The 24,937-nt window shown below is 72.5% G+C and carries 25 protein-coding genes and 1 pseudogene; 17 read left to right on the forward strand and 9 right to left on the reverse strand.

Annotated features, from left to right (window positions below):
* Positions 1-28 precede the first annotated feature (28 nt).
* Both HCJ93_RS15380 and HCJ93_RS15385 read left to right on the forward strand, forming a co-directional pair.
* On the forward strand, positions 29-1,006 hold the full coding sequence (locus HCJ93_RS15380) for a helix-turn-helix transcriptional regulator (protein WP_167996272.1): 978 nt from the start codon (positions 29-31) through the stop codon (positions 1,004-1,006).
* 79 nt (positions 1,007-1,085) lie between these two features.
* A complete protein-coding gene (locus tag HCJ93_RS15385; RefSeq protein WP_167996273.1) occupies positions 1,086-1,607 on the forward strand; it encodes a DUF4240 domain-containing protein in 522 nt (173 codons plus the stop codon).
* Positions 1,608-1,943: 336 nt separating this feature from the next.
* On the opposite strand, the gene HCJ93_RS15390 is transcribed toward HCJ93_RS15385, so the two are convergent.
* Positions 1,944-2,780 (reverse strand): peptidoglycan recognition protein family protein, encoded by an 837-nt coding sequence (locus HCJ93_RS15390; protein ID WP_309141418.1) that lies wholly within the window; start codon positions 2,778-2,780, stop codon positions 1,944-1,946.
* Positions 2,781-3,112: 332 nt separating this feature from the next.
* Here HCJ93_RS15390 and HCJ93_RS15395 point away from each other — a divergent pair, with 332 nt between their 5' ends.
* Positions 3,113-4,297, forward strand: a complete 1,185-nt coding sequence (locus HCJ93_RS15395) for a MarP family serine protease (RefSeq protein WP_167996275.1) — start codon at positions 3,113-3,115, stop codon at positions 4,295-4,297.
* Here HCJ93_RS15395 and HCJ93_RS15400 read toward each other — a convergent pair.
* Complete coding sequence (locus HCJ93_RS15400; protein ID WP_167996276.1) at positions 4,287-4,841, reverse strand: GNAT family N-acetyltransferase; 555 nt, start codon at positions 4,839-4,841, stop codon at positions 4,287-4,289. The genes HCJ93_RS15395 and HCJ93_RS15400 overlap by 11 nt on opposite strands.
* Before the next feature lie 160 nt (positions 4,842-5,001).
* Between HCJ93_RS15400 and HCJ93_RS15405 the strand changes: the two genes are divergently transcribed.
* The 3 genes from HCJ93_RS15405 to HCJ93_RS15415 all read left to right on the forward strand — a co-directional run bounded on the left by HCJ93_RS15405 (position 5,002) and on the right by HCJ93_RS15415 (position 8,183).
* The gene (locus HCJ93_RS15405) at positions 5,002-5,904 is read left to right on the forward strand and encodes a TIGR01777 family oxidoreductase (RefSeq protein WP_167996277.1); all 903 of its coding nucleotides are present in this window, start codon (positions 5,002-5,004) and stop codon (positions 5,902-5,904) included.
* Between the two features lie 306 nt (positions 5,905-6,210).
* Positions 6,211-7,608, forward strand: a complete 1,398-nt coding sequence (locus HCJ93_RS15410; protein ID WP_167996278.1) for an NAD(P)/FAD-dependent oxidoreductase — start codon at positions 6,211-6,213, stop codon at positions 7,606-7,608.
* Between the two features lie 260 nt (positions 7,609-7,868).
* Complete coding sequence (locus tag HCJ93_RS15415; RefSeq protein ID WP_167996279.1) at positions 7,869-8,183, forward strand: hypothetical protein; 315 nt, start codon at positions 7,869-7,871, stop codon at positions 8,181-8,183.
* A gap of 138 nt (positions 8,184-8,321) precedes the next feature.
* On the opposite strand, the gene HCJ93_RS15420 is transcribed toward HCJ93_RS15415, so the two are convergent.
* Together HCJ93_RS15420 and glnA are read right to left on the reverse strand one after the other, a co-directional pair.
* Positions 8,322-8,624 carry an SCO2583/SCO2584 N-terminal domain-containing protein gene (locus HCJ93_RS15420; protein ID WP_167996280.1) on the reverse strand — a complete coding sequence of 101 codons (303 nt, stop codon included), beginning with the start codon at positions 8,622-8,624 and terminating at the stop codon, positions 8,322-8,324.
* A gap of 202 nt (positions 8,625-8,826) precedes the next feature.
* Positions 8,827-10,236: a type I glutamate--ammonia ligase gene (glnA, locus tag HCJ93_RS15425; RefSeq protein ID WP_167996281.1), complete on the reverse strand. Its 1,410-nt coding sequence runs from the start codon at positions 10,234-10,236 to the stop codon at positions 8,827-8,829.
* A 210-nt stretch (positions 10,237-10,446) separates the two neighbouring features.
* Here glnA and HCJ93_RS15430 point away from each other — a divergent pair, with 210 nt between their 5' ends.
* Entirely contained in the window at positions 10,447-10,914 is a 468-nt protein-coding gene (locus HCJ93_RS15430; RefSeq protein WP_167996282.1) for an RDD family protein, read from the forward strand.
* A gap of 133 nt (positions 10,915-11,047) precedes the next feature.
* On the opposite strand, the gene HCJ93_RS15435 is transcribed toward HCJ93_RS15430, so the two are convergent.
* From HCJ93_RS15435 to lipB, 4 genes are all read right to left on the reverse strand, one after another.
* Positions 11,048-11,749, reverse strand: a complete 702-nt coding sequence (locus HCJ93_RS15435) for a DUF4191 domain-containing protein (protein WP_167996283.1) — start codon at positions 11,747-11,749, stop codon at positions 11,048-11,050.
* A 32-nt stretch (positions 11,750-11,781) separates the two neighbouring features.
* Positions 11,782-11,982, reverse strand: coding sequence for an SCO2195 family GlnR-regulated protein (locus tag HCJ93_RS15440; protein WP_167996284.1), 201 nt, complete (start codon positions 11,980-11,982; stop codon positions 11,782-11,784).
* A gap of 335 nt (positions 11,983-12,317) precedes the next feature.
* Positions 12,318-13,283 (reverse strand): lipoyl synthase, encoded by a 966-nt coding sequence (gene lipA / locus HCJ93_RS15445; RefSeq protein WP_167996285.1) that lies wholly within the window; start codon positions 13,281-13,283, stop codon positions 12,318-12,320.
* A 107-nt stretch (positions 13,284-13,390) separates the two neighbouring features.
* Positions 13,391-14,188: a lipoyl(octanoyl) transferase LipB gene (gene lipB, locus HCJ93_RS15450; RefSeq protein WP_167996286.1), complete on the reverse strand. Its 798-nt coding sequence runs from the start codon at positions 14,186-14,188 to the stop codon at positions 13,391-13,393.
* Positions 14,189-14,472: 284 nt separating this feature from the next.
* On the opposite strand from lipB, the gene HCJ93_RS15455 reads away from it, so the two are divergent.
* From HCJ93_RS15455 to HCJ93_RS15490, 9 genes are all read left to right on the forward strand, one after another.
* Positions 14,473-15,936, forward strand: coding sequence for an NsdA family TPR-like regulatory protein (locus tag HCJ93_RS15455; protein WP_167996287.1), 1,464 nt, complete (start codon positions 14,473-14,475; stop codon positions 15,934-15,936).
* 91 nt (positions 15,937-16,027) lie between these two features.
* Entirely contained in the window at positions 16,028-16,387 is a 360-nt protein-coding gene (locus tag HCJ93_RS15460) for an arsenate reductase family protein (RefSeq protein WP_167996288.1), read from the forward strand.
* 187 nt (positions 16,388-16,574) lie between these two features.
* The gene (locus HCJ93_RS15465; RefSeq protein WP_167996289.1) at positions 16,575-17,267 is read left to right on the forward strand and encodes an SCO2207 family protein; all 693 of its coding nucleotides are present in this window, start codon (positions 16,575-16,577) and stop codon (positions 17,265-17,267) included.
* Between the two features lie 405 nt (positions 17,268-17,672).
* The gene (glnII, locus tag HCJ93_RS15470; protein ID WP_167996290.1) at positions 17,673-18,701 is read left to right on the forward strand and encodes a glutamine synthetase; all 1,029 of its coding nucleotides are present in this window, start codon (positions 17,673-17,675) and stop codon (positions 18,699-18,701) included.
* A gap of 84 nt (positions 18,702-18,785) precedes the next feature.
* Positions 18,786-19,700, forward strand: a complete 915-nt coding sequence (locus HCJ93_RS15475) for a DUF6891 domain-containing protein (protein WP_167996291.1) — start codon at positions 18,786-18,788, stop codon at positions 19,698-19,700.
* An 87-nt stretch (positions 19,701-19,787) separates the two neighbouring features.
* Positions 19,788-19,910, forward strand: coding sequence for a hypothetical protein (locus HCJ93_RS29870; RefSeq protein WP_277350726.1), 123 nt, complete (start codon positions 19,788-19,790; stop codon positions 19,908-19,910).
* Positions 19,911-20,017: 107 nt separating this feature from the next.
* Positions 20,018-20,650, forward strand: a complete 633-nt coding sequence (locus HCJ93_RS15480; protein ID WP_167996292.1) for a winged helix-turn-helix domain-containing protein — start codon at positions 20,018-20,020, stop codon at positions 20,648-20,650.
* Positions 20,651-20,783: 133 nt separating this feature from the next.
* Positions 20,784-21,791: an NAD-dependent epimerase/dehydratase family protein gene (locus tag HCJ93_RS15485; protein WP_167996293.1), complete on the forward strand. Its 1,008-nt coding sequence runs from the start codon at positions 20,784-20,786 to the stop codon at positions 21,789-21,791.
* A gap of 400 nt (positions 21,792-22,191) precedes the next feature.
* On the forward strand, positions 22,192-23,694 hold the full coding sequence (locus HCJ93_RS15490; RefSeq protein ID WP_167996294.1) for a DUF1996 domain-containing protein: 1,503 nt from the start codon (positions 22,192-22,194) through the stop codon (positions 23,692-23,694).
* A 111-nt stretch (positions 23,695-23,805) separates the two neighbouring features.
* Here HCJ93_RS15490 and HCJ93_RS15495 read toward each other — a convergent pair whose 3' ends face one another.
* Positions 23,806-24,252: a hypothetical protein gene (locus HCJ93_RS15495; protein ID WP_167996295.1), complete on the reverse strand. Its 447-nt coding sequence runs from the start codon at positions 24,250-24,252 to the stop codon at positions 23,806-23,808.
* Positions 24,253-24,394: 142 nt separating this feature from the next.
* On the opposite strand from HCJ93_RS15495, the pseudogene HCJ93_RS15500 reads away from it, so the two are divergent.
* A pseudogene (locus HCJ93_RS15500) lies at positions 24,395-24,913 on the forward strand (tetratricopeptide repeat protein).
* Positions 24,914-24,937 lie beyond the last annotated feature (24 nt).

The following is a 24,937-nucleotide window of genomic DNA, read 5'->3' on the forward strand; positions in this document are numbered from 1 at the left end:
TGTCGGAGGGGGGCGGCATGATGGGGGTATGCGGGCTGCTCGGCTGATCAAGATGGTGCTGCTGCTGCAGAATCGCGCCTCGATGACCGCCGCCGAGCTTGCGCGGGAGCTGGAGGTGTCGGAGCGCACGGTGACCCGGGACGCGCAGGCGCTGTCGGAGGCGGGGGTGCCGGTGTACGCGGACCGCGGGCGGGCGGGCGGGTACCGGCTGGTCGGCGGGTACCGGACACGGCTGACCGGGCTGGCGCGCAGCGAGGCCGAGGCGCTGTTCCTCTCCGGTGTACCGGCCGCGCTGCGGGAGATGGGACTGGAGGACGCCGCCTCGGCGGCACGGCTGAAGGTGTCGGCCGCGCTGCTGCCGTCCCTGCGGGACGCCTCCCGTACCGCCGCGCAGCGGTTCCACCTCGACGCGCCGAACTGGTTCCGCGAGCCGAAGACACCGGAGCTGCTGCCGGCCGTCGCGGACGCGGTGTGGGACGACCGCAGGATCACCGCCCTCTACCGCCGCGGCGAGCACGAGGTGCGGCGCGAGCTGGAGCCGTACGGGCTCGTGCTGAAGGCCGGCGTCTGGTACCTCTGCGCCCGCGTCGCCGGACGCGAGTCCTACCGCGTCTACCGCATCGACCGCTTCACCTCCGTGGAGCCGGGCGAGGACCGCTTCGAGCGCGCGGCCGGCTTCGACCTGCCCGCGTTCTGGGAGGAGCGGGCGGAGCAGTTCGCCCGCTCGATCCTGCGCGCCGAGGTCGTGATACGCCTGTCCGAGGAGGGCACCCGCCGGCTGCCGCACGCCGTGGACCCGATGTCCGCCCGGGAGGCCCTGGCCGCGGCGGACGAGCCGGACGAGGACGGCTGGGTGACCCTGACCCTGCCGGTGGAGTCCGAGGAGGTCGCCCACACCCAACTGACCGCACTCGGCGCGGAGGTCGAGGTGCTCGCCCCGGAGAGCCTGCGCGAGCGTTTCGCCGCTCAGGCGGCCCGCCTGGCCGAGCTGTACCGTCCCCGGTGAACCTCACTGGCGCATCCGGCAATCCGATCCCTGCACTCCGGGTGCGTCCCCGGTCCCCAGGGCCGATGCTGGAGCCGTGATGGACGAAGCGCAGTTCTGGGAGCTGATCGACGCCGCCCGCGAGGACTCCGGGGGTGACCCGGAGGAGCAGGCCGACCTGCTGGTGGAGCGGCTGGTGCAGCTGGACCCGGAGTCCGTGCTGGACTTCGCCCGTCACTTCGAGTCCCGCTATCACCGCGCCTACACCTGGGACCTGTGGGGCGCCGCCTGGGTGCTGCTGGACGGCGCCAGCGACGACGCGTTCGACTCCTTCCGCTGCTGGCTGATCGGTCAGGGCCGCGAGGTGTTCGAGGGCGCGCTGCACGACGACCCGGACGAGCTCGCCGAGTTGCTCGACGACTTCGACGAGGAGATCGACGGCGACGGCGAGGAGCTCGGCTACGCAGCGGACGAGGCGTACGAGCAGCTCACCGGGATCCCGGCGCCCGATCTGGAGCTGCCGCCCGCACCGGCGGAGCCGGCCGGCACCCCGATCGACTTCGAGGACGACGCCGCACTCGCCGAGCGCTATCCCCGCCTGTGGTCCCGCTTCCGCGGCTGAGGAACGGGGACGGACAGCACGGGTACGGGGGCGGACGGCACCGGCGCGAAGAGACGCCGGATGCAGGGGCGCGGAGAGCGGGCGCACGGCCCCCTCCCGGTGCGGGCCGCCGCCCGTCCTCCGGATGCGGGCCGCCGCCCAGAGCGCCCGCGCCCGCCTTGCCCCGGTCCCCGGCGAGCGCCTGATGGCGCGGGGCGGCATTGGCCTGCATGAGGGTGGACGCCGTATGGGCCGCCGGGCCCAGGACGACGGCCGCCGCGGCGCACAGCGCCGACCACGGCCCGCGCAGGACGTCCGCCCAGCCGGTACTTCGGGGACGCGGGTCGTTGCCGGTGTTCATCGGCCCCACCTCGGTTCTGCTGCTGTGCCGCCCGCCGGTGACGGCGGTGCGGTGCGCCCGTCGCCCGCCCGGCCGGCGGCGCCCTGCACCGCCTGAACGGCGGCGGGCCGGCCCTGGAGGCGGGCGGCGAGCGCTCTGATCTCGGGCAGCCGGGCGTGCAGCGCGGCGCCCGGGCAGTCGGTCATGTAGCCGTCGCTGTGGCCTGCGAGGGCGGGCAGGGTGGCGGTGGTGCCGGCCGCGTACCGGCTGCCGCCGTTGCTGGAGACCAGCCGCACCTCGCCGCGCGGGTCGGTGCCGGAGATGCCGAGTTTCCAGGCGGCCACCGCGGCGATGGACTGCAGCATCTCCCGCGGCACCTCGACCCCGGCGGTGAACGTGCCGAGCGCGGCGATGCCCGTGGTGCGGTGATTGAAGCCCTGGGTGTGCGCCCCGGTGACGGGCCGGTCGACGCCTCCGGCTCGGCCCTCGTAGATGGTGCCGCAGCGGTCGACGACGAAGTTGTAGCCGAGGTCGTCCCAGTCGCGGCCGACGGTCTGCCCCTCGTAGAGGGAGCGGATGATGCCGGGCGCGTCGGCGCAGTCGTAGCCGTTCGGCGAGTCGGTGTGGTGGATGAAGACGGCGACGACCTCGTCGTCGTAGCGCGGCGGCGGCTGCTCGCGCTGCGCGCTGGCCAGCCAGACCGAGCGGGGCTGGATCGGCGGGCGGGGCGCGGTGAACGCGGGCGGGGCGGGGCCGGTGGCGCCGGCCGGGCGCCCGGCGGCGTCCTCCACGCCGTACGCGCACAGCACCAGCGCGGCGGCCGCGGCGGCCCCCGGCAGACAGCCCAGCGTCACCGTGACGGCCCGCGGCAGCCCCGGGGTGCCGGTGCCCGTGCCGGGCCCGCCGGATATCCGGGAGGCGCGGGGTCTTCGCTCCCCCCGTGATCTCCTGACGAAACGCATGGGACCACTGTGAGTCCCATCGCCGCCGCCCGCGATGTGTGTTCTGCCACCTGGTGGAACCATCGTCCGGGTGCGCGTCGTTTTCCCGTGTGCATGCGTGTGAGGCCGCCCGTCCGGCGGCCGGCCGCGCGCGTGGCTGATCACAGGGCCGCTCCCCCACGTATGAGAGGTCCCGTAGGCCGCTCCCGCGCGGGACGTGCCGGCCCGAGAGAAAGGCGACGTGCGTGGAACTGCTCGACATCCTGCTGGCGCTGGTCGTCCTGGCCTACGCGGCCTCCGGCTACCGGCGCGGGCTGGTGGCCGGCTGTGTGTCGCTGGCGGGGTTCGTGGGCGGTGCGGTGGTCGGCGTGTGGATCCTGCCGTGGGTGATGGACCTGGTCACGCCGGGCACCACCAGGGCGACGCTGACCGCCGTGGTGACGGTGCTGGTGCCGGCGGCGGTGGGCCACGAGCTGGCGGGGCGGCTCGCGCTGCGGCTGCGGCGGGAGCTGGACCGGGGCCCGCTGCGGGTGGCGGACGGCATCGGCGGGGCGGTGGCCAACTCGGTGGCGGTGCTGATCGTGGCCTGGGTGGCCGCGTCGGTGCTCGCCGTCTCCTCGTCACCGCTGATCACCTCGGCGATCCGGGACTCGCGGGTGCTCGGCGCGGTGCACGACGCCATGCCGGACACCACCCCGGCGTGGTTCTCCCGCGCCACCTCCGCGCTGACCGAGGCGGGCTTCCCCCAGGTGTTCAACCCGTTCGAGAGCGAGTCCACCGCCGAGGTCGCCGAGCCCTCCGGGGACAGCGTCACCCCGGCGGCGACCAGGGCGGCGCAGCGCAGCACGGTGAAGGTGGAGGGTGTCGCCGGCACCCAGGGCCGTGAGGGCAGCGGCTTCGTGTACGCGCGGGAGCGTGTGATGACCAACGCGCATGTGGTGGCCGGGATCGACGAGCCGACGGTGCGGGTGGGCGGCGTGGGCCGGACGTACCGGGCGCGGGTGGTGCTGTTCGACCCGCAGACGGACGTGGCGGTGCTGTACGTGCCCGGTCTGCGGGCGCCGGTGCTGCGGTTCGAACAGGACGCCCACCGGGGCGACTCGGCGGTGGTCGCCGGGTATCCGCAGGACGGCGACCTGAATCTGCAGGCGGCCACGGTCGCGGGCCGGGTGCAGGCCAGGGGCCAGAACATCTACAACGACGGGACGGTCACCCGCGAGATCTACTCGATCCGCTCCACGGTCCGCCCCGGCAACTCCGGCGGCCCGCTGCTGACCACCGACGGGCGGGTGTACGGCGTGGTGTTCGCCCGCTCCACCTCGGACGCCGAGACCGGCTATGTGCTGACGGCGGACGAGGTGTCCGACGAGGCACGGCGCGCGGAGCGGGCGACGGCGCCGGTGGACACGGGCGAGCTGGTCACCTCGTAGCGCGCTCGCCCGGCCTCGCCCGGGCGCCCGAGCGCCGGGCCTGCTGGGTCTCCGGGAGCAGCGACTGTCCCATCATCACGTCGTCGGCATACGCGCCGTCCAGGAAGAACTCCTCCGGCTGGACACCCTCCACGACGAACCCCTCGGACTCGTAGAGGGCGCGGGCGGGCGCGTTGTGCCCGAGGACGCGCAGGGTGATGCGGCGGAACCCGCGCTCCCGGGCGTCGGCCACGGCGGCCCGCAGCAGCGCCCGGCCGATGCCCTTGCCGCGGGCCTCCTCGGCGACCGCGAGGCCGCGGATCTGCCGTACGTGCGCGTTGGACGGGAGGGACGAGGCATACCCGAGGCGCACATAGCCCACGATGCGGCCGTCGTGCTCCGCGACGAAATGGTCACCGGGCCCGGCGTCCTCGCGGAAGAACGGCGGGTACGGGGGCCGGGGCCGCGGGGTGACCGCGTGCAGCGGTGACCAGGTGTCACGGTCGAGGCGGGCGAGTTCCGCCTCGTCGTCGGGGCGGGCGGTGCGTATCAGCGGCTCGGGCATGGCCGTCACTGTAGAAGGGGCGTCACGGCGTCTCATCCGCTTTTCGCGCACTGGCGTCTTTCCGCCGTGCCGCGTGCCCGGCACGCCGGGGCGTACCTCCTCTTACCCCGCCGCGCCTCTCCCACGTGCTTTTCCTCGGGCGCCGGGCAGGATGAGGGCCATGGAAGCTTCCCGAATCGCGGTGGCCGGCGGCTCCGGTCTCATCGGCAGCGCCCTGGTGCGGTCCCTGACGGCGGACGGGTACCGGGTGGTGCGTCTGGTGCGGGGCGCGCCGCGGGCGGCGGACGAGGTCCGCTGGGATCCCGAGCGGGGCACGGTGGACGCGGACGGGCTCGCGGGCTGCGCGGCCGTGGTCAATCTGGCCGGGGCGGGGGTGGGCGACCGGCGGTGGACGCCCGAGTACAAGGCACGGATCCGCACCAGCCGGGTGCGCGGTACGGCCGCGCTGGCCGAGGCGGTCGCGGGGCTGCCGGCAGAGGTCCGGCCGCGGGTGTTCGTCAACGGCAGCGCGATCGGCTACTACGGCGAGACCGGCGACCGGATCGTCGACGAGAGCGCGCCGCCCGGGGAGGGTTTTCTGCCACGGGTGTGCGTGGAGTGGGAGGGTGCGACGGCGCCGGTCCAGGAGGCGGGCGTGCGGACCGTGTTCGCCCGGACGGGCCTGGTGGTGGCGCGCGGGGGCGGGGCCTGGGGGCGGCTGTTCCCGCTGTTCCGGGCCGGGCTCGGCGGGCGGCTGGGCGACGGCGGCCAGTACTGGTCCTTCATCGCCCTGCACGACGAGGTGGCAGCGCTGCGGCATCTGCTGGACCGGGAGGACCTGTCCGGGCCGTTCAATCTGACCGCCCCCGAGCCGCTCACCAACCGTGAGATCACCGAGGCGATGGCCCGGGTGCTGCGCCGGCCGGCGGTGTTCACGGTGCCGGCGCCGGTGCTGCGCGCGGTGTTGGGCGAGATGGCCGGGGACGTGCTGGGCAGTGCCCGGGTGGTGCCGAAGCGGTTGCTGGAGTCCGGTTTCCGGTTCGCCTTCCCGGACATCGAGGGGGCGATCCGGGCGGCGCTGTGAGGCGATCCTGACGGCGCCGGCCGGAGCGGGAACCGGGCCCGCCGTGCGGAGCAGGAACCGGGCCCGCCGTGCGGAGCAGGAGCGGGACGCCGGGCCGGGCCGGGACGGGGCGCCGTGCGCCGGGACGGATGTGACCCACGACGGCCGTACGGGTACATCCGTGCGACCGTCGTGCGCCCGTGCCCCCGTCGATGCGCGACCCCCGGCGCCCGATCACGCCTCTAACCTCGAGCAGAACTCGGGTATTCCTTGGGCGTGTTGAGGGCATGACCCCTCCAGCGTCCGCGCAACCTCGAGGAGGGGCACGTGCTTGAGCCCACGTACCAGGCGGACGTCGTCGTCGTGGGGGCCGGGATCGCCGGACTCGCCGCGGCGCGACGACTGACCAGCGCAGGCATCACCACCACGGTCCTGGAGGCCGCCGCCACGGTGGGCGGCCGCATGGCGACCGAGAAGGTCGACGGCTTCCGGCTCGACCGGATGGGGCAGCTGCTGTCCACGGCCTATCCGGAACTGCGGCGGGCCCCTGGGCTGGAGGGGCTGGTCCTGCGCCCGTTCGCCCCCGGAGTCCTGCTGCACAGCGACGGCCGGCATCACCGGGCCGGCGTACCGGCGGGCACGGGGGGCGCAAGGGGCGCACTTCATGCGGTGCGCGCCCTGGCGAGCGCCCCCCGGTCGGGGTCCGCTCCACGGCGGCCGGCCGCGGTGCCCGGCCGGCAGGTGTCCCTGCCGCGGAGCCGTACCGGAGCCCCGCTGGGCACGGCCGTCGACCAGGCCCGGCTGGGCGCCGCCTTCACCCGGCTGGCCGGTACTCCGGTGGAGCGGCTGCTCGCCCGGCCCGAACTGACGGCGGCCGAGGCGCTGGTGGCCCGCGGCCTGCCGGCGCGCACCATCGACGGATTCCTGCGCCCCCTGCTGGCCGCGCTGCTGTGCGACCCGGATTTGACCACCTCCAGCCGGTGCGCGGATCTGGCGCTGCGCGCCTTCGCGAGCGGGCGGCTGTGTCTGCCGGAGGGCGGTGCCGAGGCGCTGCCGGAGCTGCTGCTGCGCGGCCTGCCGCCGGGCACGGTGCACACCGGGGTCCGGGTCACCTCCGTCTCGACGACCTCGGTGGTCACGGAGGAGCACGGCGAGTTCCGCTGCCGTGCGGTGCTGATCGCGACGGACGCGCGGTCCGCGGCCGAGCTGCTGCCCGGCCTGCGGGTGCCCGACGCGCACCCGGTGACGGTGCTGCACCACACCACCGACGAGCCCCCCGGCACCGGCGCCGCGCTCCTGCTCGACGCCGACCGCGGCGGCCCGGTCTCCCACACCGCGGTGATCAGCCGGGTCGACCCCACCCGCGCCCCCGCCGGACGCACGCTGATCTCCTCCACCGTCCTGGGGCACGCCACGCCCCACCTCGACACGTCCGTACGCCTGCATCTGGCCCGGCTCTACGGCACGTCGACGGCCCGCTGGGAGACCCTGGCCGTCCATCACACCGCCGAGGCCGTCCCGATGATGCGCCCGCCCCACGACCTGCGGCGCCCGGTGCGCCTGCTGGCGGGCCTGTACGTGTGCGGCGACCACCGGGACACCAGCACCGTCCAGGGCGCCCTGCACTCGGCCCACCGGGCGTCCGAGGCGATCCTCACCGACCTGGGCGCCGGCCGGTCCCTCCACATCGCGGACCCGGAACCAACGGTGCCGCGAGCCGCCTGATCACTCGGGGCCGGGGTGATGCCGACCCTCACCCCGGCCCCGTTCCAGCCACCCGGTGTTCGATTTTCCAGGCCATCCCACCGCCCCCGCCGACCCCTCGCGCCGCACCCTCAGAACCACCTTCTACCTGGGGATTTGATGGCAGCTCACACTCCCCGATCGTCAGTGCCTGGCAGTAGAATTGAGGAAGTGTTCGAGGGCGGGCACCGGGGTCGCCGAGGTCCCCGGCGGGCCGCCCTCACCGCGACAGGAGGATGCCTGTGCCCGCTGCCGCACTGAAGCCGAAGCCCCTGCCCACCCAGTCCACCGCCAAGCGTCCCGTCCTGCTCGAGATGCCCTGCGCCCCCGTGGAGAAGCGCCCGCTGCCGCCGGGCCGCCCGCGCCAGTGGTACATCACCCACAACCGCCGTCTGAAGGCGATGCGGCTGGCCATCGCCCTCCTCGACTCCGGCGTCTACGTGCCCGAACAGGCCCGCGACGAGACGATCCGCCGCACCGCCGAACTGATCGGGGTCCACCCCCCGTCCGGCACCACCTGCCACATGGTCCGCGCCTTCATGCGCTACAACCGCTGACACCGCACGGCGAAGAGGCCGGGGCGGGCCGGCACCGGCCCGCCCCGGCCTCACCCCGCCCCGGCCTCACCCCGTCACGGCAGCCGAGACCGGACGGTCCAGCACGGTTCGGCAGGGTTCACTGCGGCTCGGTACGGCTCAGTACGGCCGGAAATCGAGGTAGCCCAGGAGGATGATCACCAGGGCGATGGTGCCGAGGACCACGACCGTGGAGCGCCAGGAGGAGCGGTGGCCCGCTCCGGAGGGACGGCGACCCGCGCGCAGGGAGCGGCGGCGCGGCCGCGAGGTGTGCTCCGGGTCGGCGCGGAAGGGGACCGGGCCGGGCGGGTCGTGCTTCCAGCGGGCGGCCAGCATGCGAGCCCGGGCCGAGGGCTCCTTGTGCTGCGCCTGGTCGGCCCACTTGAGATCGAACTCCCGCTCCTCAGGGTCCTTCTCGGACATCCCCGTCGCCTTCCTCGAACAACCGTGTCAGTCCCATGGTCCCTCGCACGGCCGGTGAACGGGAAGGTTCCGGACACCAGGAGGGGCCGGGAGGGGGGAAACGGCGGCGCCCCGCCTCCCGGAGGCCGGGCGGCGGGGCGCCGTCGACGGATCGCATGGGATCACACATGGATCGGGCGGGATCAGACGAATCCCACGGGGATCACACGTCGAAGTACAGCTCGAACTCGTGCGGGTGCGGGCGGAGCTGGAGGGGGGCGATCTCGTTGGTGCGCTTGTAGTCGATCCACGTCTCGATCAGGTCGGACGTGAAGACGTCGCCCTGGAGAAGGAACTCGTGGTCGGCCTCGAGGGCGTCGAGGACGGCGCCGAGGGAGGTCGGGACCTGGGCCACGTTGGCGTGCTCCTCGGGAGCCAGCTCGTAGAGGTCCTTGTCGATCGGCTCGGCCGGCTCGATCTTGTTCTTGATGCCGTCCAGGCCCGCCAGCAGCAGCGCGGAGAACGCCAGGTACGGGTTGCCGGAGGAGTCGGGGGCGCGGAACTCGACGCGCTTGGCCTTCGGGTTCGAGCCGGTGATCGGGATACGCATGGCCGCGGAGCGGTTGCGCTGCGAGTACACCAGGTTGATCGGCGCCTCGAAGCCCGGCACCAGGCGGTGGTAGGAGTTCACCGTCGGGTTGGTGAAGGCCAGCAGCGACGGGGCGTGCTTGAGGATGCCGCCGATGTAGTACCGGGCGGTGTCCGACAGGCCGGCGTAGCCCTGCTCGTCGTAGAAGAGGGGCTCGCCGCCCGCCCACAGCGACTGGTGGACGTGCATGCCCGAGCCGTTGTCACCGAAGATCGGCTTCGGCATGAACGTGGCGGTCTTGCCGTTGCGCCAGGCGACGTTCTTGACGATGTACTTGAACAGCTGCAGGTCGTCGGCGGCGGCGAGCAGCGTGTTGAACTTGTAGTTGATCTCGGCCTGGCCGGCGGTGCCCACCTCGTGGTGCTGGCGCTCGACCTTCAGGCCCGCCTTCTCCAGCTCCAGGGTGATCTCGGCGCGCAGGTCGGCGAAGTGGTCGACCGGCGGGACCGGGAAGTAGCCGCCCTTGTAGCGGACCTTGTAACCGCGGTTCTCCTCGATGGCGCCGGTGTTCCAGGCGCCCGCCTCGGAGTCGATGTGGTAGAAGGACTCGTTCTCGGACGTCTTGAAGCGCACGCTGTCGAAGACGTAGAACTCGGCCTCGGGGCCGAAGAACGCGGTGTCGGCGATGCCCGTGGAGGCGAGGTAGGCCTCGGCCTTCTTCGCCACGTTCCGCGGGTCACGCGAGTACTGCTCGCCCGTGATCGGGTCATGGATGAAGAAGTTGATGTTCAGCGTCTTGTCGCGCCGGAACGGGTCGACCCGGGCGGTGGACAGGTCCGCGCGCAGCGCCATGTCCGACTCGTGGATGGCCTGGAAACCACGGATCGAGGATCCGTCGAAGGCCAGCTCCTCGTCGGGGTCGAACGCCTCAGCAGGCACCGTGAAGTGCTGCATCACGCCCGGGAGGTCGCAGAAGCGGACGTCGATGAACTTGACGTCCTCGTCCGCGATGAACTTCTTGGCCTCGTCGGCGTTCTGGAACATCCAGCTCCTCCTACTCCCGACCGCTGCGCCGGGGTGGTAGATCGTTGGTGCGGCCAGTGCGGGTGGCACACGCTGTGCTCGACCCTAAGGACGGGTGATTTCTCGGGCGTGACCCATTTGTTTCGCACAAGTTAACCGGCGCGTCCTCCACGGTAGCCCCGACGCACCCCGGCGTCCCCCGGTCATATCCGGGCGCAGTACCGTGGACGGGTGGACAACAGGCAAGCAATCGGATCATGGCTCTCCGGCCCCCGCTCGGCCATGGAGGCCGCCGGTGCCGACTTGGGTTACCGGGGCGAGCAGCTGGGGCTGCCGGAGTCGGGACCGGGGTCGATCGCCCGGCCGGGCCGCAGGCTCGGCGCCCTGGCGGTGGACTGGTCCCTGTGCGTCTTGATCGCATACGGTCTGATCACCGACGGCTACGGGCAGGCGACCAGCAACTGGGCGCTGCTGATCTTCCTGGTGCTGAGCATCCTCACCGTGGGCACGCTGGGCTTCACCCCGGGCAAGCGCCTGTTCGGCCTGCGGGTCGTCCAGGTCGGCACCGGCCAGGTCCACCCGGGCCGCGCCCTGCTCCGCTCGGTGCTGCTGTGCCTGGCGGTCCCGGCCCTGATCTGGGACCGCGACGGCCGCGGTCTGCACGACCGGCTCGCGGGCACGGTCGAGATCCGTCTCTGAGCCGGAAGCACGTGCTCCGGCAGCCACAGGACTTCCCATACGACGGTGGGGCGCCCGGAGAGATCCGGGCGCCCCACCGTCGTATGGGTGCGTCGTGCGGGCCGGCGGGCTGCCGGCCGGCCCGGGATGCGGCTCAGCGCATCTTCGGGCCGCCCTTCGGGAGCTTCATCCCCTTCGGCATCGGCCCCTTGGGCAGCGGCATGTTGCTCATCAGGTCGCCCAGGGCGCGCAGCCGGTCGTTGGTCGCGGTCACCTGCGGGCCGGTGAGCACACGGGGCAGCTTGACCATGGTGGTGCGCAGCTTCTTCAGCTCCACCTGGCCCTCGCCCGTGCCCACGATGATGTCGTGCACCGGGACGTCGGCGACGATGCGGTTCATCCGCCTCTTCTCCGCGGCGAGCAGGCTCTTCACCCGGTTCGGATTGCCCTCCGCGACCAGCACGATGCCGGCCTTGCCGACCGCGCGGTGCACCACGTCCTGGTTGCGGTTCATCGCCACCGCGGGGGTGGTCGTCCAGCCCCGCCCGATGTTGTCGAGCACGGCCGCCGCTGCGCCCGGCTGTCCCTCCATCTGCCCGAAGGCCGCTCGCTCGGCACGGCGTCCGAAGACGATCGCCGTCGCGAGGAAGGCGAGCAGGAAGCCGAGGATGCCGAGATAGATGGGGTGACCGATCAAGAAACCGATCGCGAGGAAGACACCGAAGGTGACGATTCCGACAGCCGCGAGTACAAGACCGATCTTCTTGTCGGCCCTGCGGGTCATCTTGTAGGTCAGGGCGATCTGCTTCAGTCGCCCGGGGTTCGCAGCGTCCGCTGCAGTTTCCTTCCTCGCCATGCCACGAAGTCTACGTGGCTCCGGCGGCGGACTCAGCGGCGGGCGGACCGGGACTGCTCGAGGACCCGCTGCGCCTCCACCCGGTCCTTGGCCCGGCGGCGGTCCTCGAGCACGGAGGTCCAGGCATTGCGGCGGGCGGTGCGCTGGCCCCCGCTCATCAGCAGCGACTCCACGGCCCGCAGCGCGGTGGTGAAGGACGGTATGGCGGTGGCGCGGACAGGCGCGGCCTGCATGGTGGAGGTACCCCCTCGGTCAAGGCTCCGGGTGACGCACGGGATGCACGTGCTGTGATTCCACTGTCACTGACGGGTGTTACCAGGGCGTGACCAGGCGGTCAAACGCCCATGAAGCCCCGGTGCGCAGGCCCGGAACGCCGGCGCGGCCCCGACCGGTGCCCTCATCTGCGAGGACGGCCGGGGCCGCGCTTCTCGGCCATTACCAGCGAGTAGGATCTTGTGCGCGAATTCACACGCAGCTCGGGCCCGCGACGGTTAGATCCGCGGAAGTCCGGTTCCGGAAGGTCAGCACTGACAGTGCCGGTCCGCTCCCCGCGCCGGACGGCCCGGCCTCAGACCGCCTGAGCCGCGATGTAGCCGCCCCGCTTCTCCACGGCCATCTGGTACAGGCGCCCGGCGCGGTACGAGGAGCGCACCAGCGGGCCGGACATCACGCCGGAGAAGCCGATCTCCTCGGCCTCCTCCTTCAGCTCCACGAACTCGTGCGGCTTCACCCAGCGCTCCACCGGGTGGTGCCGGACGGAGGGGCGCAGGTACTGGGTGATGGTGACCAGCTCGCAGCCGGCGTCGTGCAGCTGCTGCAGCGCCTCGCTGACCTCCTCGCGGGTCTCGCCCATGCCGAGGATCAGGTTCGACTTGGTGACCAGGCCGTAGTCGCGGGCCTTGGTGATGACCTCGAGGGAGCGCTCGTAGCGGAAGCCGGGGCGGATGCGCTTGAAGATCCGCGGCACCGTCTCCACGTTGTGCGCGAAGACCTCGGGGCGGGAGGAGAAGACCTCCTCCAGCTGCTCGGGGACCGCGTTGAAGTCGGGGGCCAGCAGCTCGACCTTGGTGCGGCCGCCCTCGCGGTCCGCGGTCTGCTGGTGGATCTGGCGCACGGTCTCGGCGTACAGCCAGGCGCCGCCGTCCTCCAGGTCGTCGCGGGCGACACCGGTGATGGTGGCGTAGTTCAGGTCCATGGTGACCACGGACTCGCCCACCCGGCGCGGCTCGTCACGGTCGAGCGCCTGGGGCTTGCCGGTGTCGATCTGGCAGAAGTCGCAGCGCCGGGTGCACTGGTCGCCGCCGATGAGGAAGGTCGCCTCGCGGTCCTCCCAGCACTCGTAGATGTTCGGACAGCCGGCTTCCTGGCAGACCGTGTGCAGGCCCTCGCTCTTGACCAGGTTCTGCATCTTCGAGTACTCGGGGCCCATTTTCGCCCGGGTCTTGATCCACTCGGGCTTGCGCTCGATGGGGGTCTGGCTGTTGCGGACCTCCAGGCGCAGCATCTTGCGTCCGTCGGGTGCGACTGCGGACACGACCGGCTCCCTAACGATTGATTCTTCGGCGACCTTCAGGGTACGCCCGTGGATTTGAATGCCCGGGGTGAGTACCGACCCCACTGTCAACACCGGGCGGACCGTATCTATGCCGGTGTCTTCTCGATCGCCCTCGGCTTGAGTTCCGCGTTCTCCAGCACGTCCCGCAGATGCCGCTCGACCACCGGCAGAACCTCCTCGACGGTGATGTCCCGGCCCAGCTCGCTCGCGAGCGAGGCGACCCCGGCGTCCCGGATGCCGCAGGGGATGATCTTGTCGAACCACTTGTTGTCCGGGTTCACGTTCAGGGCGAATCCATGCATGGTGACGCCCTTGGCGACCCGGATGCCGATGGCCGCGATCTTGCGGTCCTCGCGGCGCTGGCCGGCGTTGGACGGGGCGTACTCCGGGCCGTTGAGGCGCGGGTCGAACTCCTCGTCGTGCAGCCGCGGGTCGAAGTCCAGGGAGAGCCCGCCGAGGGCGGGGCGCTGCTCGACCGGGTCGCCGAGGACCCAGACGCCGCTGCGGCCCTCCACCCGGGTGGTCTCCAGGCCGAACTCCGCACAGGTGCGGATCAGCGCCTCCTCCAGGCGGCGCACGTGGGCCACCACGTCCACGGGGCGGGGCAGCTTCTGGATCGGGTAGCCGACCAGCTGGCCGGGACCGTGCCAGGTGATCTTGCCGCCGCGGTCCACGTCGATGACGGGGGTGCCGTCCAGCGGGCGCTCGCTGTCCTCGGTGCGCCGGCCCGCGGTGTAGACGGGCTGGTGCTCGAGCAGCAGCACGGTGTCGGGCACCTCGTCGGCGAACCGCGCGGCGTGCACCCGGCGCTGCTCCTCCCAGGCCGCCCGATACTCCACGGCGTCGGCACCGAACCCCATCCGGACGAACCGCAGCTCACTCACGGCAAGCGCCTCCCTGCAAGTCGTAAGGCACGAAACGCACCCACGCCACTGTACGTCCGCGTGACCGGACGTCCTCCGTCAGCCTCAGGAGCCAATCCTCACACGATCGGATGAATGCCTCCCGAACGCTGCGATCAGCTGCTTACTCTCCGCTACATTCGCGCCGTCCGGGGCGCCATAAGGGCTGCTCACCGGCAATACGGGCACATCAGATCCACGGCAGCACCGGATCACCATCAGTTCACGCACATCAGTTCGCCGGAAGGCAGGAGACCGCACCGCAGATGACGGAACGACCCGCGCAGCGCACCCCCAACCGTCAGCTCGCCGCGCTCATCGCAGAAGCGGGGTTCTCCAACGCGGGGCTCGCCCGTCGGGTGGACCAGCTCGGTCTGGAACACGGGCTCGACCTGAGATACGACAAGACCTCCGTCACCCGCTGGCTGCGCGGGCAGCAGCCCCGCGGCACCACCCCGGCGCTCATCGCGGAGGTGTTCACCCGCCGCCTCGGGCGCCGCCTCACCGCGCAGGACCTCGGGCTGGACTCCTGCACCCCCGTCTACGCGGGCCTGGAGTTCGCCGCCACGCCCGAGGAGGCGGTGGACATCGTCAGCGGGCTGTGGCGCAAGGACTCCGGCAGCCATGCGGAGCTGCGCAAGATCGCCTTCACCTCGGCCGGACTCGTCGTCCCCAGCCGCGACTGGCTGATCGGCCGCCCCGACGAGCGGGTGGCCCGTGCCGAGCCGCCGGTGCGGATCCCGGCCCAGGGCCGGCCGGCGACCCGCCCCTCCGCCCCGGCCGACCTCGGCTCCCGGCGCCGCCAGGCGGCCGAGCGCGCCCCCGGCCAGCGGGTCACCGGCGGCGACATCGCCGCGCTGCGCTCGGTGGGCGAGCTGTTCCGCACCCTGGACGACGCCTACGGCGGCGGGCACGCCCGGCAGGCGCTGGTGCGCTATCTGGAGCACGAGTGCGAGCCGATGCTGCGCGGCACCTACGGGGAGCAGATCGGCCGCCGCCTGTTCGCCGCCGCCGCCGACCTGACCCGTCTCGCGGGCTGGACGTCGTACGACATCGGCGCGCACGGGCTCGCCCAGCGGTACTTCGTGCAGGCGCTGCGGCTGTCCCAGGCCGCCGGGGACCGGGCCTTCGGCGCCTACGTCCTGGTCTCCATGAGCCGGCAGGCCGTCTACCTCGGGCACGGCCGGGAGGCGGTGCAGCTGGCGCGGGTGGCGCAGCAGGGCGCGGGCAGCTCCGTGCCGCCCGTGGTGCAGGCGCTGCTGCACGCCGCCGAGGCGCGCGGGCACGGGGTGCTGGGCGAGGTGCGGGCCTGCACGGCCGCGCTGGTGCGCGCCGAGCGGGCGCTGGAGAGCGCCAGGCCCGGCGACGAGGTGCCGCACTGGGCGCGGTTCTTCGACGAGGCACAGCTCGCCGACGAGTTCGGGCACTGCCACCGGGATCTGCAGCAGTTCCGGGCGGCCGCCCAGCACGCCGAGCGCTCGCTCCATCTGCGCGCGCCCGGGTACGCGCGCAGCCGCCTGTTCTGCCGGGTGGTCCTCGCCACCGCCCGCCTCGGCCTCGGCGAACTCGACCAGGCCTGCCAGCTGGCGGCCGAGGCGGCCGGCCAGGCGGCGGAGATGCGCTCGGTGCGAGCGGTGGAGTACGTGCGCGACTTCGAACGCAGGCTGGAGCCCTACAAGGACGCGGTCCCGGTCCGTACCTACCGCGACAGAGTCGCGGCCCTCGGGTGACGGCGGCTGCCGGGCCCGGGACGCGGCACAGGGAACCGGCGGGCCCCGGGAGCCCGCCCCGAGGTACGCCCGCGGGCGTACCTTGGGGCGCATGGAGATCTGGATCAATCCCGCCTGTTCCAAGTGCCGCAGCGCGCTCAGCCTGCTCGACGCGGAGGGCGCCGACTACACCGTGCGCCGATACCTCGAGGACGTGCCGAGTGAGGACGAGATCCGCGAGGTGCTCCGGCGGCTGAAGCTGGAGCCGTGGGACATCACACGCACCCAGGAGGCCGCGGCCAAGGAGCTGGGGCTGAAGGAGTGGCCGCGGGACGCCGGGGCGCGCGACAAGTGGATCGCGGCGCTGGCGCAGCACCCCAAGCTGATCCAGCGGCCGATCATCACCGCGGACGACGGGACGGCGGTGGTGGCCCGTACCGAGGAGGCGGTGCGCGACGCGCTGTCCCGGTGACGCAGGCGTGGCACCGGGGGCGCGGTCGGCGGCGCCCGGCGCGCCACCGCCGGGCGAGCCGTCCCGGGCCACGGCCAACTGCCGTGTGACGCAGGTTACTTCGGCGACTTGGGTCAACCGCTGAGTAACTCCGTTCGGTATCTCGTACATAGCGGCGTACGCTCCCCTACCTCTTCAGGAGGCGCGCATGTCGCGTAGGAGAACTCTCGGCCCGAAGAAGAAGCTCGCGCTGCTGCTGAGCGCGGCCACGGTGGCGGGTGGCGGTGCCTTCGTCATGGCGAACACCTCGAACGCCGCGCAGACGCCGACCACCAAGTCGGCGGCGGACTCGACCGTGTGTCAGGGCCTCGCCACCGCGCTCGGCAACAACCAGCGCTTCATCGAGGCCCAGCGGGCCAACCCCGATGCGCAGTCCGAGGCGCGGATCGCCAACCGCGAGGCGGTCATCGAGGAGATCAAGCGCAAGCAGGAGGCGTCCGGATGCCAGGTTGGGGAGTCGGCTCAGGGCTCCCAGGCCGGGCAGCAGGCGGCGCCCTCCCAGCCCGCGCAGGGTGACCAGGCCGGCGGCGGCCAGCAGGCCGGAGACGACCAGGCGGGCGGCGGCCAGCAGGCCGGCGGTGGCGCCGCGGCCGGTGAGCAGGTCTGCCAGGGATCCACGGTCACGCTGTCCGGCGAGGACGGCGCCCCGGCCGCGTCCAGCAACCAGTTCCCCGCGGGCACCAAGCTGAAGGTGACCAACCTGGACAACAACAAGTCCACCACGGTGGAGGTCACCTCCGTCTCCGGAAGCTGTGTGCTGCTCAACAACGCCGCGTTCGAGCAGGTCCGCGAGCCCGGCAAGTTCCTGATCCGCCGGGCGCTGATCGAGAAGGTGGGGTGAGGCCCGGGCCGTCAGGAGTTCCCTGAGGCGGTGGCCCGGTTCGGGGGGCGGGGCGTGGTTCGTCGGCACGCCCCGGCTCCGGCCGCCGCCTCTCGCGGGCCCCGCCGCTCACGGCCACGAGCGGCGGGGCCCGCTCTTTGCGTACGACCGGACGGACCACCGGGCGAACGGCCGTACGAAGCGGGCGGGCGGGCCGTGCCCCAGGCGGGCGGCACACCCGCTTGCGTCGTGCTCACAGAGTGAGCCGGCCCACAGCAGGCTCAGGTAACACGGGGTTCACACCTGGGCAATGGCCGGGAAATCGCCTGTTGCCAGGCTGCGGGGCACCGAGAGCGTGGCGCCCCGGTGCCGCAGCGCCAACGCACCCGCACTAGCGCCCAGACCCACCCCCGAAGGATGTGGACCGTGAGCTTCAAGGCTGAGTACATCTGGATCGACGGCACGGAGCCGACGGCAAAGCTGCGTTCCAAGACCAAGATCCTGTCCGATGACGCCAAGGGCGCGGACCTGCCGGTCTGGGGCTTCGACGGTTCCTCCACCAATCAGGCCAAGGGCCACGCCTCGGACTGTGTGCTCAAGCCGGTCTTCGTCTGCCCGGACCCCATCCGCGGCGGCGACGACGTCCTGGTGCTGTGCGAGGTCCTCAACACGGACATGACCCCGCACGAGACCAACACCCGTGCCGCGCTGGCCGAGGTCGCCGAGCGGTTCGCCGCGCAGGAGCCGGTCTTCGGCATCGAGCAGGAGTACACCTTCTTCAAGGACGGCTACCCGCTCGGCTTCCCCAAGGGCGGCTTCCCGGCCCCGCAGGGCGGCTACTACTGCGGTGTCGGCTCGGACGAGATCTTCGGCCGTGACGTCGTCGAGGCCCACCTGGACAACTGCCTCAGGGCCGGCCTCGGCATCTCCGGCATCAACGCCGAGGTCATGCCCGGCCAGTGGGAGTTCCAGGTCGGCCCGCTGTCCCCGCTTCAGGTCGCCGACCAGCTGTGGGTGGCCCGCTGGCTGCTCTACCGCACCGCCGAGGACTACGGCATCGCCGCCACCCTCGACCCCAAGCCGGTCAAGGGCGACTGGAACGGCGCCGGCGCGCACACCAACTTCTCCACCAGGGCGATGCGCGAGTCCTACGACGCGATCATCACCGCCTGCGAGGCGCTCGGTGACGGCTCCAAGCCGCTCGACCACGTCAAGAACTACGGTGCCGGCATCGACGACCGCCTCACCGGCCTGCACGAGACCGCCCCGTGGGACAGGTTCTCCTACGGCGTCTCCGACCGCGGCGCCTCGGTCCGCATCCCGTGGCAGGTCGAGAAGGACGGCAAGGGCTACATCGAGGACCGCCGCCCGAACGCCAATGTCGACCCGTACGTGGTGACCCGTCTGCTGGTCGACACCTGCTGCACCGCGTTGGAGAAGGCCGGCCAGGTCTGATCCGCACCGCACGTGCGAAGGGGGCGCCCGCCCCGTCCGGTGGGCGCCCCTCGCGTTGTCAGTGGGGCGTGCCATCGTGAGGCCATGGAGATCGACGAGGGCCTGGCGGTCGAGGCCGAGGCGGAGAACGGGCGCACGTACACGCGGGTCACGGCCGAGCGGCTGCGGGAGCTGGTGCTGGGGCTCGGCGGACCGGGCGACCGCTGGCTGGTCCTGCAGCGGATACCGGACCTGCCGGACGTGTTCGCGCAGGTGTGGCACGAGTCGGGCGGCAACTACCACCTGGAGCACCGGCTCGGCGCCCGTCTCCTCGGCGCGGAGCTCTCCGATGCCGGCCGGGTGGCCGACCTGATGACGGGCTGGGCGCGGCAGGAGCCGGACTGGGACGCGGGCGTGGCATGGACGCCGGTGGAGCCCGGTCCCGGGAAGGACGCACCCGAGCCCCCGCGGAAATCGGCCGACGTGGTCGAGGAGCTGCTGCGGCAGCGGCTGCACTGCGGCTACGACACCCGGGCGGAACTGGTGGAGACGGCCGTGGACCACCTGGTCGGCAGCGAACTGGAACCGCTCACCCGGGCGCAGGCCCGCGCGCTGGTCGACCGGCTGTGGGCGGCACGGATCGCCGAGCAGCGGACCTGGCAGGGCGTCACCGACCCCGAGCGGCTGACCCGGGCCTTCCTGGCACTGGAGGCCGCCGGCATCACCGCCCGGGAGAACTTCACCTGCTGCCGCGGCTGCGGGCTGAGCGAGATCGGCGCCGAGCGCCCGGGGGCACGCGGTTTCGTGTTCTTCCACCAGCAGAGCACCGAGAGCGCGGCGGCCGGCCACGGACTGCCGCTGTACTACGGCGGGTTCGACGGCTCGGCGGACACCACGGCGGCCGTCGGGCGCGAGGTGGCGGCGGCGCTGCACGCGGAAGGGCTCTCCACCACGTGGGACGGCAGCCCGGACCGGGCCATCGTGGCGCCGCTGGACTGGCGCAAACGGCTCATGGGCTGAGGCGGTACAGGCCAGTTGGGGACCACCGGACGTCCAGTGGGTGAGAGAGGGCTCCTGCGCGGGGGCCGAGTCTGCTTCAATGGGGCCATGGCCAGCTTCCAGAAGAATCTCGCGACAGGTCGCCATGACCTCGAGCCCTTCTGGCCTTCCCGTCAGCACGACGACTTCGACCGGGTGTGTTGCCGCGCGAGCATCGCGCAGGCCCGCTGACGCCGTTCACCCGGTTCTTTCTCACGCCGTACCCCGGCGGTCTTCCGGCCCGCGCGCACCGACGTTAGTCCCTCGTCGTTCTCACGCGCGAAAAGAGCTGACCTCTCATGGCGACCACTCGTTCCCTGTCCACCGCCCCTCTCGCCCGCGTCACCACCCCGGCCGAACACGGCGGCCGGCACCGGCTGCGAGCCGTCAGCCCGGACGAGCCGGTGAATGTGGCGGACCTCCTGCCGCCGGGCGCCACCTGGCTGCCCGCACCGCAGCACGCCCTGCCCACCCTGCCGGGGCAGCCGCCGATGGTCGGCTACCTGGTGCTGGTCCCGGCCGACCAGCAGCCCCCGCTGCTCGCCGCCGCGGCACCCCGGGCCGCCACCGGCCCGCAGAGCACCGGCCCGGACGGCCGCCCCGCGGCCGACGCCGGTGCGGAGAACGGCACCGTCGAGGATCCCCTGATCCGCATCGACACCGTGCAGCGCACCGCCGAGGTCGACGGACGGCGGCTCGACCTCACCTACCTGGAGTTCGAGCTGCTGGCCCACCTGGTCGCGCATCCGGGCCGGGTGCACACCCGCGACCAGCTGGTCGGCACCGTCTGGGGCTACGGCCACGTCGGTGACGGCCGCACCGTGGACGTGCACATCGCCAGGCTGCGCCGCAAGCTCGGCCCGCGCCACCGGGGCGCCATCCACACCGTGCGCCGCGTCGGGTACAAGTACGTCCCGCCGGCCGGCCGCTGACGCCTCCCCCGGGGCTGCCCGCGGCCTCCCCGGGGCTCGGCAGGTCCCTCCGGCCGCCCCGGGCTTCCCCGGATCGTCTGCCGACAGCAGATTCCCGTTCCCCGGCCCCGGCCGGGCGGGCATGGTCACCGGCATGAGACTGCTGATGCTGGGTGGTACGGAGTTCGTGGGGCGGGCCGTCGTGGCGGCGGCCCTCGGGCGGGGCTGGGAGGTGACCGTCTTCCACCGGGGGCGGCGGCCGGCCCCGCCGGGCACCCGGGAGCTGCTCGGCGACCGCACCGAGGTGGACGGTCTCGCCCCGCTCGACGAGGAACCGGGCACCTGGGACGTCGTCGTCGACACCTGGTCCTGGGCTCCGCGCGCGGTGCGGGACACGGCCCGGCTGCTGCGCGGGCGCGCCGGGCGGTACGTGTATGTGTCGAGCTGCTCGGTGTACGCCTGGGCGCCGCCCGCCGGGTACACCGAAGAGGCCCCGGTGGTGGAGGGCGCCTCCCCGGACGCCGGGCAGACCGACTACGCCCGCGACAAGCGCGGCGGGGAGCTGGCGGCGGCCGGCGCCTTCGGCGAGGACCGTTCCCTGCTGGTGCGGGCCGGGCTGATCCTCGGCCGGAACGACAACATCGGCCGGCTGCCCTGGTGGCTGAACCGGACCGCCCGTGGCGGCCAGGTCCTGGCCCCGGGGCCGCAGGACCTGCCGCTGCAGTACGTCGACGTGCGCGACCTCGCCGAGTGGATCCTCGGCGCGGCCGAGCAGGGCCGGAGCGGCCCGTACAACCTGATGTCCCCGCAGGGGCACACCACCATGGGCGAGTTGCTCCAGGTGTGCACCGAGATCACCGGCGGTGCGGCCGAGCTGCGCTGGACCGACCCACGGGTGATCCTCGACGCCGGGATCGAGCCGTGGACGCACCTGCCGATGTGGGTGCCGCCCGACAGCGAGGGGTACCGCGCCCTGTACTCCGCGGATGTGTCCCGCGCGGTCGGGGCGGGGCTGCGCTGCCGTCCCGTCCGGGAGACGGTGGCCGACACCTGGGAATGGCTGCGGAGCATCGGCGGCACGCCCCCGCGGCGGCCCGACCGCCCGGCCGTGGGGCTGGACCCGGAGGTGGAGGCGAAGGTGCTGGCGGCCTCCGGGGCGTAGGCCCGCCGGAGGAGGCCGCCCGCCTCCGGCCCGCTCGCACCGGCAACCGTCCGGGACGGCCGGAACGAATCAGACCAACGACCGGCACACCACCGGCATCGCCACGAAACCGGCCCGTGCGCCCCCGTACGGGCGGCAACCCGCGCGTGCCGGTGGTTCCCGCGTATCACGACCACGCACGGGGAAACCGGACGCTGAGATTCACCCCCTGTACGGGATCAGCAACTCCCGGTGTTCCAGGGCGTGTTGAAACCCCCGTGACCGTACGGACTTCGCTGCGATTCGCGGGACGGGTGAACACCCGTGGTGCTGCGTGCGTACTCAAGGGAGCCGCTTCACTCCTGTCGGGCGCCTCGATGCCCCGCAATGGGATGCCCCGCAAGGAAGTCAGAGGAGTTCCATGGGACGCAACACAAGAAAACGCCGTACGCCGCTGGCCACCAAGGCCATAGCCGCATCGGCGGCCCTAGCGCTCGGTGGGGGCGGGCTGATCTGGGCGAACTTCTACGCCTCGGCGCACGAGAAGGGCGAGTCCGACAACCGGACGCGGTCGAGTGCGGCACAGATCGCGACGATCAACTGTCCGGACGTCGGCCAGCGGCTCACCAAGGTGCCGCGCAACGCGCGCAGGGGAGTCGCCCGAGAGCTGGCACGGCTCGACCAGCAGGTCACCGCCGCCTACAAGCGACTGGCTGAGACGCGGCAGGCCCAGGCGGGGGACCCGGACTACGTCAGCAACTCCATCCTGGGGCCGCTGAAGTCCAAGCGGGCGGCCACTCTCGACCGCATCCGCACCGCCATCAACCGCGCGGGCGGCCAGGCGCCGCGCAACCTCGGCGGCTTCGCCCGCTGCGAGGGTGTCCCGGCGGACATCAACGGCGGCGGCCGGGGCCAGAACCAGGACGGAGGCCAGAACCAGGGAGGCGGCGGCCAGGACAACGGCCAGGGCGGCAACGGCGGCCAGGCGGGCAACGGCCCCTCCGCCGAGGACTTCGTCAAGATCGAGGACGTCCAGCCCAACGGCGGCCCGCAGGGTGTGAACGGCAACGGCCTGCCCGCCAACGGTGACACCGGTTCGACCGGTTCCTTCACCACCAACTGCGGCACCAACCAGAACGAGAACCGCAACTCGGACAACGTGATCGTGGCGCCCGGCGTGTCCAACGGTGCTCAGCACCAGCACGACTACGTCGGCAACCAGGCCAACAACGCGTTCGCCAGCGACGAGGACCTGGCCAACGGCGAGACCACCTGTCAGAACCAGGGCGACAAGTCGTCCTACTTCTGGCCGGTGATCCGTCTGCAGAACGGCCAGAACGACATCGACGCCGACCAGCCCGGTGGCGGTCAGGACGGCAACGTCGGCCAGATCGTCGAGCCGGCCAAGGCCGAGCTGAAGTTCGTCGGCAACAAGACCAGCGACGTGGTCGCGATGCCGCGCGCCCTGCGCATCATCACCGGTGACGCCAAGTCCTTCGTGAACGGCCTGAACAACGCCAACACCAACTGGAGCTGCACCGGCTTCGAGGACCGCGTGGTGAACGACAAGTACCCGATCTGCCCCGAGGGCAGCTCCGTGGTGCGCACGTCCTTCTTCCAGAGCTGCTGGGACGGCCAGAACATCGACAGCGCCAACCACCGCACGCACGTCGCCTTCGTCGAGGCGGACGGCAGCTGCCCGAACGGCTTCCAGGCCATCCCCCAGCTGCAGGTCCGGCTGGTCTACGACATCCCGGCCCCGCAGATCCAGAACGGGCAGGTGCAGAACGCCTACGCGATCGACTCCTTCCCGGACCAGCTGCACAAGCCGATCACCGACCACAACGACTTCATCAACTTCTTCGACGAGAACCTGATGAACGAGATGGTCGACTGCATCAACAGCGGCAGGGACTGCCAGTAGTCCGGAACCGGCAGGAGACACAAGGAGCCGGTGGCGGGATGTCCCGCCACCGGCTCTTGTCATGTCCCCGGGCCGCTCGTCGCCCCCGGCTGCGAGCGGCCCCCAGGGGGGTCAGCCGTGATGACCGCCGCCGTGGCCGCCGCCCTTGTTGTGACTGCCGCCGGGGTTCATGTGCTCGGAGCCCTCCTCCAGCGTCCCGCCGAGCACGGACCGCAGTTCCTCCACCGTCTTCTCCTCGCCCACGGCCACCCACTTGCGGCCGACGAGGTAGTAACCGCCGTAGTCCTTGGCGCCGTTCAGCCACTCGCGCTGACCACGGTCGGTGGAGAAGGTGGCGAGGATGTACTTCTGCCCGCCCCGCTTGCAGATCGCCTGGCGGATGGTGTCGGCGTCGGTCTGCATGTTCGGCTTGCACTTGGCCTCGGCCGCGATGTGCTCCAGGCTGCCGGTCACCTCCTTCGGCGGCGCCGCCTCGCCCTTGCCGCCGGATCCGCAGCCGGCCAGCGCCAGAATCGCCGCCGCGCCGCTCAGCGCGAGCATCGGTCGGGTCAGCTTCATGTGTTCCTCCGGTCCTCGAGGTCCATCGGCGACAAGCCGCACGGAGCCCCGGCGAGGGGGCCCTCGCCTCTCATACGGCTGAGAGGGGCCGAGCACTCAAAATCCCGCGCCCGGGTGCGGGCGCCCGTGCGAGGCTGGCCGCATGGCACAGGACCGGGAGGAGCGGATGGCCGCCGCCTCGGCCACGCTCGACGACCACGAGGAGTCCGAGGAGGGCGGCGCGCGTTCCGCGCGGTGATCGACGCCCTGGTGGCGGAGCTGCCCGAGGACAGCCCGCTCGGCCCCGTTCGAGCGGGGCTGCGCCTTCGACTCCACCGGCCGTCCCGCCGAGGCGGTCGAGCAGTACCGGGCGGCGCTGGACGGCGGGCTCGGGAAGGTCGGCCCGTACAAGGCGCGACGGGCGAAGATCCAGCCGGCCGGCTCGCTGCGGAACATCGGCCGCCCCGAGGAGGGTGTCGCGCTGCTGCGGCCGGAGCTGGACGCGCCGTCCGACGAACTGGACGACGCGGTGCGCGCCTGTCTCGCGCTCTGCCTGTCGAGCCTGGGCCGCGACCGCGAGGGGCTGTCCCTGGTCCTCGAGGCGCCGGCCCGGCATCTGCCCCGGTATCAGCGGTCGATGGCCGCGTACGCGCGCGGGCTCGTTGGGCCGGACGGGGTGTGACGGACGGGGGTCAGGTGACCATCC

It is taken from the genome of Streptomyces composti (genome assembly GCF_012034205.1).
GTDB classification, from domain to species: Bacteria; Actinomycetota; Actinomycetes; order Streptomycetales; family Streptomycetaceae; genus Streptomyces; species Streptomyces composti.